This window comes from Paenibacillus elgii NBRC 100335, from assembly GCF_004000865.1.
Classification (GTDB): domain Bacteria; phylum Bacillota; class Bacilli; order Paenibacillales; family NBRC-103111; genus Paenibacillus_G; species Paenibacillus_G elgii.
Window position 1 is genome coordinate 50,467 of record NZ_BIMB01000014.1, and the last position, 14,631, is coordinate 65,097.

Annotated in this window: 13 protein-coding genes and 1 riboswitch; all 13 genes read right to left on the bottom strand. The window is 54.7% G+C overall.

Going from position 1 to position 14,631, the window contains the following annotated elements:
- Nucleotides 1-57 precede the first annotated feature (57 nt).
- Nucleotides 58-1,479 carry a TolB family protein gene (locus PEL01S_RS12930; protein ID WP_127460567.1) on the bottom strand — a complete coding sequence of 474 codons (1,422 nt, stop codon included), beginning with the start codon at nucleotides 1,477-1,479 and terminating at the stop codon, nucleotides 58-60.
- Between the two features lie 197 nt (nucleotides 1,480-1,676).
- Nucleotides 1,677-1,901 carry a helix-turn-helix domain-containing protein gene (locus PEL01S_RS12935; RefSeq protein WP_010493958.1) on the bottom strand — a complete coding sequence of 75 codons (225 nt, stop codon included), beginning with the start codon at nucleotides 1,899-1,901 and terminating at the stop codon, nucleotides 1,677-1,679.
- A gap of 118 nt (nucleotides 1,902-2,019) precedes the next feature.
- Nucleotides 2,020-5,223, bottom strand: coding sequence for an alpha-mannosidase (locus PEL01S_RS12940; protein ID WP_127460568.1), 3,204 nt, complete (start codon nucleotides 5,221-5,223; stop codon nucleotides 2,020-2,022).
- Nucleotides 5,224-5,445: 222 nt separating this feature from the next.
- A complete protein-coding gene (locus PEL01S_RS12945) occupies nucleotides 5,446-6,636 on the bottom strand; it encodes a GntR family transcriptional regulator (RefSeq protein WP_127460569.1) in 1,191 nt (396 codons plus the stop codon).
- A 141-nt stretch (nucleotides 6,637-6,777) separates the two neighbouring features.
- Nucleotides 6,778-7,629: a MetQ/NlpA family ABC transporter substrate-binding protein gene (locus PEL01S_RS12950; protein WP_063185076.1), complete on the bottom strand. Its 852-nt coding sequence runs from the start codon at nucleotides 7,627-7,629 to the stop codon at nucleotides 6,778-6,780.
- A gap of 60 nt (nucleotides 7,630-7,689) precedes the next feature.
- A complete protein-coding gene (locus PEL01S_RS12955) occupies nucleotides 7,690-8,352 on the bottom strand; it encodes a methionine ABC transporter permease (protein ID WP_010493954.1) in 663 nt (220 codons plus the stop codon).
- Nucleotides 8,345-9,367, bottom strand: coding sequence for a methionine ABC transporter ATP-binding protein (locus tag PEL01S_RS12960; protein ID WP_127460570.1), 1,023 nt, complete (start codon nucleotides 9,365-9,367; stop codon nucleotides 8,345-8,347). Before PEL01S_RS12960 ends, PEL01S_RS12955 begins: the two co-directional genes overlap by 8 nt.
- A 112-nt stretch (nucleotides 9,368-9,479) precedes the next feature.
- Nucleotides 9,480-9,614, bottom strand: a riboswitch (SAM riboswitch).
- Nucleotides 9,615-9,756: 142 nt separating this feature from the next.
- Complete coding sequence (locus tag PEL01S_RS12965) at nucleotides 9,757-11,190, bottom strand: sensor histidine kinase (RefSeq protein ID WP_255320110.1); 1,434 nt, start codon at nucleotides 11,188-11,190, stop codon at nucleotides 9,757-9,759.
- Between the two features lies 1 nt (nucleotide 11,191).
- Complete coding sequence (locus tag PEL01S_RS12970) at nucleotides 11,192-11,881, bottom strand: response regulator (protein WP_164824276.1); 690 nt, start codon at nucleotides 11,879-11,881, stop codon at nucleotides 11,192-11,194.
- Nucleotides 11,850-12,491, bottom strand: a complete 642-nt coding sequence (locus PEL01S_RS12975; protein WP_108534347.1) for a DedA family protein — start codon at nucleotides 12,489-12,491, stop codon at nucleotides 11,850-11,852. Before PEL01S_RS12975 ends, PEL01S_RS12970 begins: the two co-directional genes overlap by 32 nt.
- Nucleotides 12,491-13,072, bottom strand: a complete 582-nt coding sequence (locus PEL01S_RS12980) for a class I SAM-dependent methyltransferase (RefSeq protein ID WP_127460572.1) — start codon at nucleotides 13,070-13,072, stop codon at nucleotides 12,491-12,493. Before PEL01S_RS12980 ends, PEL01S_RS12975 begins: the two co-directional genes overlap by 1 nt.
- A gap of 250 nt (nucleotides 13,073-13,322) precedes the next feature.
- A complete protein-coding gene (gene mscL, locus PEL01S_RS12985; protein WP_174806944.1) occupies nucleotides 13,323-13,784 on the bottom strand; it encodes a large conductance mechanosensitive channel protein MscL in 462 nt (153 codons plus the stop codon).
- Between the two features lie 165 nt (nucleotides 13,785-13,949).
- On the bottom strand, nucleotides 13,950-14,591 hold the full coding sequence (locus tag PEL01S_RS12990; protein ID WP_063185064.1) for a YcnI family copper-binding membrane protein: 642 nt from the start codon (nucleotides 14,589-14,591) through the stop codon (nucleotides 13,950-13,952).
- Nucleotides 14,592-14,631: the final 40 nt, after the last annotated feature.

The following is a 14,631-nucleotide window of genomic DNA, read 5'->3' on the forward strand; positions in this document are numbered from 1 at the left end:
TTACAACGAGCAAATACCCTCTATCCTTTGCGGGATGAGGGTATTTTTTGTCGGGGATTATTCTTCAAGCTTCATCGTTTCTTTAGTACTCGTCTGGACAAGCTTTCCCTGGGCTTCACTGTTCGTTGTCTTCGTATAGGAGATTTGATGATCGTCCTCCCACTTCGGAAAATCATAATCGACGGTTTCCGTACCCTGCTTTACGATCTTCTCCTTACCTGTGCCGAGATCCAGCACCATAATGCTTATGCGGCCTCCGTCAACATGGCGGTCCTTAATCGAGGGAAGTCCCTCCAAACCACGAGCATACAGCAGCCTGGAATTATCGGGTGAAAAAGAGATTTGCCCTGAGCCTAAGTAACTTACTTCCAAAATAATTTGACCGCTTGCCGGATCAACGAGCTGCCCCGTACGGATTGGTGAAGTACCCGAATCGACCATCAACCATTTACTGTTCGGCGACCAAATGGCATCACCGACTCTGGAAGCAATCCCTCTGATTTCCTTGGGCTGCGCCTCATCGATATTCCAGATAAAATTCGTTTCGTTCTTCTCCTTGGTAAAAAAGACAAATTGCCTGTCGGGTGACGGGGTTATATCGCGATTGCCTTTATCTGCCTCCACACGTTCGATGACCGCCTCATCGTAGATCTTCCCTTTGAACTCGCTTAGCTTGACCAGCTTGCGCTTGGGCCGCTTCCCCTTTTCCGTTTCAATCAGCTTGCCGGCCGGATCGTTTTTGTCGCTCTTTTTGAGGATAAAATCTCCTGTCAGCAGATTGATGTCTTCTTCCTCTCCCTGATAAACGTCCATTGTATGATAGCTTCCGCCCGTATAGCCTATCAGAACCCAGTCCCGATCCCGGTATTGAAAGCGATACTTCGAATACCACCGATCGCTTGACCCTCCATGAAAGGTAAAGAGGAGCGTATTATTTTTGATGAAAAGCTCCTCTAACGGCTCTCCGAAGACACCCCCACAGTCTTTACACGTAATGGCTTCTTTGGCGTAGATCGACTGTTCGTAAGCTCCCGCAGCGTTTCCAAAGAATAAAATCAAATCCCTTTCCGTCATGGAATCCTTGGGATCTTCTACGATGATGGCCAGATCGTCCATTCCGTCTTTGTTGAGATCTCCACGGGCGATGGCTTTCTGACCGTTACTCAGAAGCGAGAGTGATTTGCCGACCGGAATGAGAGAAGAAAGGTTACGGATATCTTGCGCCGACCCAGTCTGCTGCGGCTCAGGCTGAGGCTTGGATTGCGTGTCGGACGTCAGTTGGGATGGAGATGGAGCTTGGGTTTGCGCTTGGGCCTGCAATGCTTCCGCATTTGGTTTACGATCTTCCTGCTGATGGCTTGCGTTATTCTGCGGCGCCTCCGGCTTATCCTCCGTTGACTTCTCGCAGCCTATGGCTGCGGCCAAGAATGCCATGATCATGAACCATTTCGTTGTATGGCTGAAAAATCTGCTTTGCATAAGTTGCTTCCTTTCGATTTCACGTGGGCTTGATTCAAATACCTCTGTATATATCGGCCATATGCCTCTCCAAGTTCATGTAAATTTTGGCACGTTTTTATGGCGTTAGATCTACCGAAAACCAAATAGCCCTCTTCCCGCGCTTCCCCGGAAGGAAAGCGGAAAAAGAAGGCTGGTGTGGTTGCTTCGCGAAGGCTTCAAATCTGCAGTTCCCCAAGCTTGATCAGCTCGACAACGGCTTGCGAACGGCCTTTGACATTTAACTTTTGCATGACGTTGGAAATATGGTTCCGCACTGTCTTTTCACTAATAAACAGCTGCTGTGCGATATCTTTTGTCGTTTTGTCCTGCACCAGCAGTTCAAAGACCTCACGTTCGCGATTGGTGAGCAAAAATTTACTTTTGTGATCGCTGCCTTTCAAAGTGTCACCCCTCCTTGCCCGGGTTTTGGTTTCATTACAAGGTCAAGGGATACAGTCAAATTCAGTTTATGAAAGGCAGCACTTGCTGGTGCGTTCGCACTTAAAAATGGGCTTCGCGCTAAGCTTTCAGAGCGACCCGGAGCGTCTTGATTTCGTACGGTTTCATGAACAGCCTGACCTCATACGGACCGTGCTCCACCGCTTGCGGCTGCTCCTCCATCAGGTTCGTCTCTTCCACGGAGACGAACTCCCCGATCCGCGCATCCGCGCAAAACCGGACGTCTCCCCGAATACCGCCATACTCGTACAAACGGACGATGAATGTCTCGTCGTCTTCGGCTTTTTTGACGGTATCGATCATGACATGGGAGCCATCGACGCGGAACAGTCCCAACTGCTCAGGAAGGCCGTCCGCATGAGCCGTTCCGGCCAACTGCACCGGAAGCAGCGGTAGGTTGAGCTCGCATGCCTGACGATGCGTGTCCGCCTCCAGCCAACCGTTTTTATGCGGATAAAGCGAATAAGTAAATTCGTGCAGCCCCTGATCGGCTTCCGGATCGGGCGATACCGCCGACTTAATGAGACTGAGACGCAGCACATGATTGCGGATATCGTGGCCGTACTTGCAATCGTTCAGCAGGCTGACGCCGTAGCCCCCTTCAGACAGATCGACCCAGCGCTGCGCCACCGATTCGAACCGCGCCCAATCCCAGCTCGTGTTCCAGTGCGTCGGCCGTTCGACGTTGCCGAATTGGATCTCGTACGTCGCCTTCGTCGACCGTACATCGACCGGGAACGCCGCCTTGAGCAGGTGCTGCTTCTCGCGCCAGTCGACCCGGGTGCAAAAATCGATGCGCGGATGGTCGCGGTACAGCGTCATTTTCTGCTCGATGACGGAGCGGTGATAGTGCCATACGAGCTTAAGCACGGCACGCAGCGGTCCCTGCTCCTCCACAACCGCTTCGGTCAGCTCATCGACAGTCCAGCTCTTCTCTTGATAGTAGATGTCGATATCCCAAGCATCGTGCGCCATCGGCTTATCCTCGAACACCTGCAGCACGTTGGCCGCTTCGCCCGGCTTGAGCACTTCCCGCGCGTTCCGCTTATCGTACAGAGATACGATCTGGCCGCTGCCGTTCAGCTCAATCCGGTAAAAAGGCGTCTCCAGCAGCCGGTCGCCGATGCTCCATACGTCGCTGTTTGCCGCCGCAGCGCTGTCCGTGCTTTTGCCGACGATGGTCGTATAGCCTAATGCCGGAACGTTCGGCGTATGAACAAGCATCGAGACGGGCTGTCCGTCGGCGCCGCGAACAAGCTGGCTTTCCAGCGCTTCGCCGCTTGGCGAGAACCATGCGAACTGCTCGGCAGACGCAGGGAGGGCGTCCGAAGGAATTTCCACAAGCGCCGACCGTTCCCAGCCTAACGGGTTGATCACCCGATAACCAACAGCCTCCTCCGCCGCGGCTTCGTCTTGCCCGCGATCGCCTGCGAGCGCCCGGGTGCCTTGCTCCAACGCCGCGACCGCCAATTGCTCCGCTTCCGCGTACTCTTCCCGGCTGTCCTCGTATACTTCGCCGATCGAGGAGCCCGGGATAATGTCGTGGAACTGGTTGCGGAGCGTAATGATCCAGCTCTTCCGCAGCGCTTCAACCGGATACGTATGCCCGCCGTTCAGCAGCATCGCAAGGCTGTTGACGAATTCCGCTTGGTGCAGCAGCGCCTCCATCCGGCGGTTCATCCGTTTGTTGTAGGCTTGCGACGTATACGTGCCGCGGTGGTATTCCAGGTACAGCTCCCCGTCCCATAACGGCAGCCTAGGGTGATCGGATACCCGGTCATCGAGCGCTTCGAAAAACTCCTCCACCCGGCCTTGACGCACCTGAGGCATCGCCGGCATATCCTCGAAGCGCCGTACCGCCTCCAGCATGTCGCGCGTCGGTCCGCCGCCTCCGTCGCCCCATCCGTAAGCGAGCAGCAGTTGGTCGTTCAGTTCCTTTTGCCGGTAATTGTCCCACAGCCCCTGCACGCTGGACGCGGTCACGTTGCCGTTGTAGGTGTAGTACCAGCTGCCGTCATTGTTAGGCGTCGTAATAAAATGAGTCAGCAGCTCCGTACCGTCGATGCCCCGCCAATGGAACGTATCGTGCGGGAAGCGGTTATACTGGCTCCAGCTGATTTTGGTCGTCATAAAGTAATCGATGCCGGCCTTCTTCAAAATTTGCGGCAGCGCCCAGCTATAGCCGAACACGTCGGGGAGCCACAAAATCCGGTTGTCCACACCAAACTCTTCGCGGAAAAACCGCTTGCCGTACAGCAGCTGCCGGACGAGCGATTCGCCGGAAGGAATGTTGCAGTCCGACTCCAGCCACATTGCTCCGGACGCTTCCCAGCGGTTCTCTGCCACGCGCTGTTTGATTTTCTCGTAGATGGCCGGATAGTCTTCCTTCAAATAAGCGTACAGCTGCGGCTGGGATTGGAAAAAGATATATTCCGGATAACGGTCCATCAGCTGCAGCACGGTCGACCAAGAGCGGGCGGATTTCTCGCGCGTATGCTTCAATCTCCACAGCCAGGCGACGTCGATATGGCAGTGTCCGACCGCCGTCACCTGTGGCCTTGTCCCGCGCGGCAGCTCTTCCAGCCGCTGCTTGAGCAGCGCCAAAGCCTGTTCCGTTGCAGCGTAAAAAGCGTCCGCGCCCGGCGCGCGCCAATCCAGCAATTGGAACGCATCGTCCAGCGCCGACAGCATGCCGTGCTTCTCGCTGCTGCGGTCCTCCAGGCAGCGCACTGCTTGCAGCACATGCAGCGCAGTATAGTACAAGTCGTCCGTAGCCGGGTCCAGCCAAGCGAGATCCAGCTCGTCGATCCGGTGATCGAACGGCTGATGTCCCGCATCCGGCGGCGTCAAGCCGCTCCAGGCTTGGATGATCAGCTCCGTGCCGCCCTTATTGACGGCTTCAGCCGGGATAAACAGCTCTCCATGGTTCCGATCCAACGCCTGCGCCGGCTCCCCATCCAAATAAGCGAGCGCCTCGTAGCCGCTGCAATTGCCTCCGCCCGTGTTGCCAAGCCGAATCAGGCCTATGACATCCCGATCCTTCCATGCCTCCGGGAACGTCAGTGCGCCCACAAACCAAGCGGTCTGGTCGCGTCCTCCCCAGCGGATGCCGACCGATACCGGTGTTCCGGCTTGCTGCCGAGCCTCCTGCGGGGAAGCGGCTTGCTCCACAATGCAAATATTGGTCAACGGGAACCGATCCCGGTATCTGGCGTGCGCCAATTCATTAATACGGCGCTCTAGCTTTTCTTGTACGAATCTCATGTCCGTTCTCCTTTTCTATCGCTAAGATATACCTTCAATGTACGATATATCAAATATATTATCAATATGCATATTTGCTATAAAATTTGAATTGCATACACGGCAAAAAGCCCCCGTCAGGCATCTTGGCGGGGACTTGCAAACACTGCATGATGGGGAAGACAGCAAACGCCAGGAAAATTCCGCTCCTACAACGCAATATGCCATGGGATTAACTGAAAGCTAGGAAGGCCTTATGGGTCCGGTTGACCCTCTTACGACAAGCTCCGGTCTTAAGATGATTTTCGTGTACTGCACGTTGTCCTTGTCTTTGCCCTGCGGGTGCTCTAGCAGCCGGATCAAAATTTCCGCGGCCTTGCTTCCGATCTCCCCCTCCGATTGGGCAACGTGCGTATACCTCCCGGGCTCTTCCAGCCCCGGAGAAGGGTCGTCGAACGTCAAGATAGACAGATCCTCAGGCACACGAAGCCCGAGCTGCCGGGTCAGAATCGCCAAATGAATGCCGAGCTTCGCGTTCAGCGCGATATAAGCCGTGGCCGATTGGCTCTGCAAATGCCGGTACAGCGGGTGCTGCTCGTCCAGCCGGACGTCATTGATCCGAAAGTCCGTCAAGATTAACGAAGGATCAATCATCGCTCCTTGCACTTTCAGTGCCTCCATATATCCGGCGATGCGCTCGTCTACGGATACCGTCGGCAGCGGCGAGTCCGAGCAGATGGCAATTCTCCGGTGCCCGAGCTCCCATAGATGCGACACGGCCAATTTGGCGCCAAGCGCGCTATCCGAGCAAACGAAATTCGTCTCCACCCCGGGCAGGTAGCGGTCGATTAATACGAACGGAAATTTGTTGATTTTGAGCGCCAAAATTTCTTCGTTATACGTCTCCGCATCGACCGGGAAAATAATCAAGCCGGCCGCCCCCATGCGGGTCAGCTCGACGATCGCTTCCCGCTCCCTTTCCTTGGAGTTGTGCGTCAGGACGGTGGCCAGATAATAGCCGGTATCATTCAGTGCGTTCACGATTCCCTGCACCAGACGCAGCGCAAAATAATCGGCCATCGACGGGATGAGAAGACCGATCATTCTGCGCACCCCGGCCGCGGGCCGATCGATAGGGGAACCGGCCGCGGCGCCATGTGCTCCCTTCCCGGCCTGTACACTGCCCGCTTGAGGGCCGATCGAAGCGCCCTCTCCGCTGCCAACGAAGCTGCCGCGTCCGGGAATGCGGTAAATCCAGCCGTCCTTGGCAAGCTGGGCTAGCGCATTGGCTACCGTAATCCGGCTGACGTTGAACTTCGCGATCAGTTCTTTCTCGGACGGAATCCGGTCCCCGTCAGCCAGTTTGCCGGAGGAAATGAGCTGTTTGAAGTGCTCCTGAATTTGCACGTACAAGGGCTGTCTTTCGCTTTGCATGCGTCACGACCTCTGCTATCGATAATATCATTATGTCAATTATATCAAATCCCTCGAATGCGTGACAAATCAGAGGAGGCACCTATGACAGACAAATCAAAAAGCGGGACCCGAAGGCCCCGCTCAGCTTACCGCTATCCCTTATTTAAACGCAGGCACGACTGCGCCTTTGTACTTGTCTTCGATAAACTTCTTCACGTCTTCGGACGTGAGGGCTTTAGCCAGCTTCTGCATCGCGTCGGAATCTTTGTTGTCCGGGCGGGATACAAGAATGTTCACATACGGGGAATCGTTCGATTCGATGAACAACGCATCCTTCGTCGGTACAAGCTTCGCTTCGAGCGCGTAGTTCGTGTTGATGAGCGCCAGATCGACTTCACCCAATGTACGCGGCAGCATGGCGGCTTCCAGCTCTTTGAACTTCAGGTTTTTCTTGTTTTCGACGACGTCTCTGACCGTCCCTTTGACGCCAACGCCTTCTTTGAGCTTGATCAGGTTGTTTTTCTCCAGCAGCGCGAGCGCGCGGCCGCCGTTGGACGGATCGCTCGGAATTGCAACGGTTGCGCCGTCTTTCAGCTCGTCGATCTTTTTAATTTTTTGCGAGTAGCCGCCGAACGGTTCGATATGAACGCCAGTCACGGTAACGAGATTCATGTTTTTGTCTTTGTTGAATTGCTCCAGGTACGGCGTATGCTGGAAGAAGTTCGCATCCAGCTGCTTCTCGAACACCTGTACGTTCGGCTGCACATAATCCGTAAATTCTTTTACTTCCAGGTTGACGCCTTGTTCTTTCAGCTTCGCTTTGACGGAATTCAAGATTTCCGCATGCGGCGAGGCGGAAGCGCCGACCTTCAGCGTCACTTCTTTTTTCTCGGGAGCCGGCGTCGATCCTCCGGTTTGCGAAGCTGCCGATTCCGGAGCGGGTTTGCTGCCGCAAGCAGCCAGCGAGAAGGCCATTACGACGGACAATGCGGTAATCATCATTTTTTTCATAGTAAGATTCCTCCACCTTTTTGTATAGTATAGTATCGATTGCTTTGTATATAAAAATCCTTATTTCCGCTGAAACTTCCGGACAAGCCGGTCGCCCAGCGACTGCAGGATTTGAACCAGCACGAGCAGGAGAAGCACGGTAACGATCATCACGAGCGTTTGGAAACGCTGATAGCCGAAACGGATCGCCAAGTCGCCAAGACCGCCGCCTCCGATAACCCCCGACATGGCCGTATACGATACGAGCGTAACCGCTGTAATCGTCGCCCCGGCGATCAAGCCGGGGCGCGCTTCGGGCAGCATGACCCGCGATACGATCTGCCAGTACGTCGCGCCCATCGATTGCGCGGCTTCCACGACGCCGCGGTCCACCTCGCGCAGCGACGTCTCCACCAGACGGGCGAAGAACGGAGCCGCGGCAATGACCAGCGGCGGGATCGAGCCCGATACCCCGAGGGATGTGCCGACGACCAGTCTGGTGAAGGGGATCAGCATGATCATTAGAATTACGAACGGCACGGAGCGCAGCACGTTGACCACCAGCGACAGCAGCGCGTACACCACAGGCTGCCCGAGAAGCTGTCCCCGCGAAGTGACGAAGAGGATGATGCCGAGCGGCAGACCGATCAGCACGGTAAACACCATGGACAGACCAAGCATCGTCAACGTATCGTAGGTCGCCTCTCCGATCGCTCCCCAATCCAGATTAAGCAGTTCATCCATGCTGAATCACCTCCACATCCAATCCGCGGCCTCGCAGCAGAGCGATAGCCTGCTCCGCGCCGCCTTCCTGCCCCTGCAGCTCTACGACAAGCTGTCCGTAAGGGGTATCCTTGAGCTTCGATACCGTCCCTTGCAGGATGACGAACGGCACGTTCGTCTCGCGCATCGTTTCGTACAGTACCGGCTGGTACGTCTGCTCGCCGATGTAAGTCACCCGGACAAGCGTCCGGTTGCCTGCCGCTGCGCTCCCGGATGTCTCCAATCCGATCGCAGCCACATCGGAAACTTGAGCGACGAACTCTCTGGTCGTCCGATGCTGCGGCTTCAGGAACACGTCGGTCACCGGCCCCTCTTCCACGATCTCTCCACCGTCAATGACCGCCACACGGTCGCAAATCGTGCGAATCACGTTCATCTCGTGCGTAATCAGGACGATCGTAATGCCGAGTTGCTTGTTTATGTCCAGCAGCAGCGACAGAATTGCGCCGGTCGTCTGCGGATCGAGCGCCGACGTCGCCTCGTCGCACAGCAGTACCTTCGGATTCGTCGCCAGCGCACGGGCGATACCGACCCGCTGCTTTTGGCCGCCCGACAGCTGTGCCGGATATTTGCTGCCGTGGCCGGTTAATCCGACGAGTCCGATCAGTTCCTCCACCCTGCGGGCGATCTCTTCCTTCGGCAGCTTGGCGAGCCGCAGCGGAAACGCAATATTATCGGCTACCGTCGCGGACGACAGAAGGTTAAAATGCTGAAAAATCATCCCGATCGAGCGGCGCTCCAATTGCAGCTTGCCGGTGCCCAGCTTCGTCATCTCGACGCCGTCCACGACGACTTCCCCGGCAGTCGGGCGCTCCAGCATGTTGATCGTCCGGATCAGCGTGCTTTTGCCTGCCCCCGAATGGCCGATGATGCCAAAGATCTCGCCCTTGCGGATCGTCAAATCGATATTCCGCAGCGCCGTAACCTGCCTGCCCCCGACATCGTAGTTTTTCATAACGCCTTTCAAATGAATCAAATCGTCTTCCTCCCCGGAATAAACGGCCCTTGTTCGGTTAAACGGGCACGTTCGCTTAGCGCAAAAAAACCCTGCACGACGAGGTACAGGGTTAGCGGTTTAACTCATGTCCCTCTCATCTGCCAGAACCTTGCTCCGGTTCTGGAGGAATTGGCACCTGATTTCCTACAATTCAGAATTTCCGAATTGTTAAGGAACGGTTGCCGGGCTTCATCGGGCCTTTTCCCTCCGCCTCTCTTGATAAGAAGTGCTTCTATGAAATTAAATGAACTTTTCAATCCAATGGTATGAAACGTTGTTAGTGTACAAAATTATTCATGTAAAGTCAATAAGAACATAAGGAATTTCCGCTTGTTAAATTATTGAAACTGGCGAAGAAGCTCACCGAATTACTCGTTCAAAGGCAGCTCCAGGCGAAAAGCAAACCGTCCCTGCTCGTGCCGGAACGTCAGCCGTCCTCCATGCAGCTCGGCAATGTTATGCGCGATCGCCAGTCCGAGTCCCGCGCCGTCAGGCAATGAATCCCCCCTCCGCGATTCGTCCGCTTTATAGAATCGCTCAAACAGCAGCTCCTCCTGCGCCTTCGTAATCGGCCGGCCTTCGTTCTCGAATTCGATAGCCGCACGCTTCGGGTAGGCCGCTAACGTCACGGTTACGCGGCCGGGGGCGACGGAATATTTAACGGCGTTCATCAGCAGATTGTCCAGCGCGCGAACGAGCTTTTCCGCATCGGCAACAACATACAACGGGGCTTCCGGGAGCCGGCATTCGATGGCAATCTGACGCTGCTCCGCAATCGGCTCGAATTCGCTGACCAATTGCTCCAGCAAATGGTGAATGTCGATCTCTCGCCGTTCCAGCTTGGCCTCTCCCCCGGAAAGCCGGGTGTATTCGAATAAGTCGTCGATCAGCTTCTTCAGCTGATTGGCTTTATTGTAAGCGCTCGTCAAATACCGTTCCCGCTCAGGGGCATCCGTTTGTGCAGGATTCATGAGCAGGTTCAAATACCCGATAACGCTGGTTAGCGGAGTCCGCAGATCGTGGGAGACGTTCGTGATCAAGTCCATCTTCGACTTCTCCAGGCGCCGCTCCTTCTCCTGCTGCCGGGCCAGCTGCTCCGCCATGGAATTGATATTGGCGGCGACCAAGCCAAGCTCGTCCCGGCTGTTTGTCGCCAGCCGCACGGACAGCTCGCCGTGGGCGATTTCGTTCAATCCGCGGTTGATGTACCGAATCTGCCTCATTTTGCGCCAGGTCAGAGCATAGAAGAACAGCACGAACAGAGCGATGAACAGTAAAAATTTGAACCATACCTCGTTAGTCTCGTACGCATTCCCCGGCTGCGGAACCAACTTGCTGGAAACGATCAAATAGACGGCCTGACCCCGGTACTGCGCCGGCAGCACCGCCGTGTACGCCGCACCCGGCTGCCTGTTGTTCGCTTGTTTGGCCGACATCAGCAGTTCATACAAGCTGAGCCTGCTCTCCGAGGCTTCGGAAGAGCGAAAAAGCACACGTCCGGACTCGTCCGAAACGTATGCTCTCAGCTTGCCTCCCTGTCCGGCCTGTTCCACCAGCGAAGCCGCCGTCCGTTCATCCGAATCTATTGCGCTCAAGGCCGCCCACTTCTTGTCGAGGTTGTCCAGCCGTTCGTTCACCGTCCTCCGGATCGAATCGTAATTGTCCGAATCGTTCGGCTGAATTTCTTGGTAACCCCATTCCAATAAAGTCGAGGCTAGCGTGCTCAGCATAAGGCATCCGACGAAGGTCAGCATCAGCTTCACGCGAAGGGTTACCAAAAACGGCCATTTCGGCAAACGCACCCTACTCAATTTTATAGCCCACTCCCCATACGGTTTTAATATACCGGGGTTCCCGCGGGATGTCTTCGATCTTTTCCCGGAGATTGCGGATATGCACCATAACAGTATTGTCGGAATGGAAAGCGCCTTCTTTCCATACCTGCTCATAAATCGCATCAACGGAGAACACTTGGCCCCGGTTTTTGGCCAGCAGAGCCAGTATTGCGAATTCGATCGGCGTGAGATTGACCTTTTTGCCGCGAACCGACACCAAGTGACGGGCCGGATCAACGACGAGGTCGCCGACCTCCACCCGGCCGCGTTCCGCCTTCTTGCCGATCATGTGCTGCCGTCTCAGGCAGGCCTTGACCCGGGCGACCAGCTCCAGCGGGTTAAACGGTTTCACGACGTAGTCGTCCGCGCCCGTGGACAAGCCGGTGATTTTGTCCAGATCCTCGCCCTTGGCCGACAGCATAATGATGGGAACGTCGCTCTTTTCCCGGATTTTCACGCACGCGCGAATGCCGTCCATCTGGGGCATCATAATATCCAAAATGATGATGTCCACCTTTTCCCGTTCGGCCAGCTTCAAGGCTTGCACTCCGTCCTCGGCTTCCAGTACGCGGTAGCCTTCGTTCCGCAAATAAATTTGAATAATATCCCGGATATCCGGATCGTCGTCAGCTACCAATACGCTGTTCGCCTGCTCCAATCGAACCGCCCTCCTGCAATTTTTTGCGCTGCGCGAGCTTGATAAGGACCCATCCGGCAGCAAGCGCCAGCGGAATCCAAAGCAGCTTAAGCCCGTAACTATAGATGAGCATGCCGATTTCTTGAGCGTGACCGGCCGTTAGCCGCCCGATGAAGAAAAAGGCAAGAGTCCATACGAACCCCGTCGTGTAGGAAAGGAGAGCATAGCGGCGAAAGGACATTTTGTTCATTCCTACGAGGTATGGCAAGACGTGGCGGACAACGGGGAAAAAGTAGCTGATGATCAAGGCCAGACTGCCGTATTTTTGATTGAGCTTTTCCGACATTTCGATCGCTTTATCCATTTTCTTCTTTTTTCGGAGCCGCTCCAATACCGGAGTGCCCGCGTACCGGCCGAGCACGTATCCGAGCGATAACCCCGATACGACGCCAAGATAGGTTAAAAGAAAGGCGGGAACGGGGTGCAGCAGGCCGCTGGCCGTTACTGCACCGCCGGTCATCACGATAACTTCGTCGGGAATCGGCATCCCTACAATGCCGAGCCACAGCGCGAAAAACAACGCCAAATACCCGAACTGCCCGATCCACAGCATTAGCGTATCGTAGGTCATTACGGCGTTCCCCCCGGCTTCCGGCACACATACACGAATGCAGGAGGAAAATTAAACGGCACGAAGCGAATCGTCTCAATGTCAAAGTATTGTTCGAGCTGGGACTTCATTTGCAGCGAATATTGAAACGCGATGAACCGGCCATCTGGCTTAAGGGACGACGTGATTTGTTCGATCAGCCGGTCGCGCAATTGCTGCGGGAAATTATAGAACGGCAGGCCGCTAATGACGGCATCCAGTCCCTCGATCCCCCGCTGATGCAGCACTTGCCCCATACTGCAGGCGTCGGCATGACAGGAGAACTCTGGAAACTGTACGGCCAGCTGCTCCCTTAGCACCTGTTCCTTTTCGAACAGCAGCACCTTCGTCTTCGGTCCCATGGCTTGCCGGATGAACCGGGTTAATGCGCCTGTTCCGGCTCCGAGTTCCGCCACAACTTGCGCTTGAGCCCAAGGAACAGGCTTGGTCATCGCCCGGGCCAAAAATCGGGAGCTGGGCGTAACGCTGCCCATTTCACGGGGAGATTGAAAAAATTTATTTAAAAAAAGCACCTTTTCTTGAACGCTGGCGTGGAAACTCATGAATGCATTGCCCTCCTTGTTGCTCTAGATTTAACCATTTAGACGCTGTTCGAACCTTGTTTCCCTTCAATTATTTACTTTTAAAACGAAAGTAAGAGTCCGTTTGTTTCGTCCAATGGAAGTCGATGTACTTAGGATATCCAAAATATCTTTAGAACAAATGGAGGTTTTTCTGAATTATTTCTTAAGAAAAAAGCCAGGCTCCATAAGGTTTTAAACAGGAGCACAGGCTATCTGAGCTGTAAGGGGGCTAGGCGCGTTCCGCCGCTGGAGCTTCGAGAACGGCGGTGCAGTATTTGCAGCGGGATGCTTTTTTGGGGATTTCGGACAAGCATTCCGGACATTCCTTCATGTTTTCTTTCGGGTCAGGCTTGACCTCTTCTTTGCGGCGGAACCGGTTGATCTGCTTGACGGCGATAAAGATGACGAACGAGACGATCAGAAAATCGAGCAGCGTGCTGAGGAACAATCCGTAGTTAAACGTGGCTGCACCCGCATCCTTTGCCTCTTTAAGCGTCGCATAGGACTTCCCATCCAAGCTAATAAATAAATCCGTAAAATTCACTTTGCCGAGCAGAAGCCCGACCGGAGGCATGACCAGATCGTTAACGATCGACGTAACGACTTTGCCGAATGCGCCTCCGATGATCACCCCGATCGCCAGATCGATCATATTTCCTTTAATTGCAAATTCTTTGAATTCTTTCAAAATTTTTGACGGCATCCTACAGCTGTCTCCTTTTTTTGACTTGGTGTAGTTTAGAATGGCGTTTTCACCAGTTTAACCGTTTTTCGGGGGAAAAGACAAGCCAAAAAGCCCATTTCCTATCAAACGATGGAAACGGGCCTTACATATAGCCGTCAGACAGTTGACGGACTAGGCTTTTCTGCGCATCAGCGAAACGATCAGAGCTGCGGCTCCGAGCACGACGCCCGCGATGGACAAGTAAAGCGGCGTTTGGGACGCGACAGGAGCTTCGGATGCAGCCTTATTGGCCGCCGGTGCCGCAGGGGCCGTCGTATTGCCGTGGCTGTCCGTTCCGGCTCCGGCCGGTTTCGCGTTTACTTTCGTCACGGAAGCCGGTTTGTCCGAGCCGTCGGCGCCGACCCATTCGACGACACTGCCGTCTTTGTACGTCTGGTACGCCTTCCACGTAATCGCGGTAGCGTTATCGGCTACTTTTCCCTGCATGTAAAACTCGCCGAATTCGGTAGCGCCCAAGCCTTCACCGGTAGCCGTCCATATTACACCGGTAATTTTATTGTTCGCATCCTTCGTCAGCTCGTATTTCCAGCCCGGCTTCGGCTCGAAACGGGAAATCGATACGGAGTCAAGCGGGAACTTGACTTCGACTTTTACCGTCGGAATGTCTTTCTCGGTCGGCACCCGAACGGCAAATTTCTCATAGCTTCCTTGCGTCGCTTCTTTCGGCAGCACCGTCACATGCGCGCTGGCGAAGCCTCCTCCAAGCATGGAAGCAAGCAGTCCGAGCGCGAGCGCAAAATGCAATTTTTTCATAAATAAAAGCCCCTTTCTCTATAAGCGATCAGTTTATCCT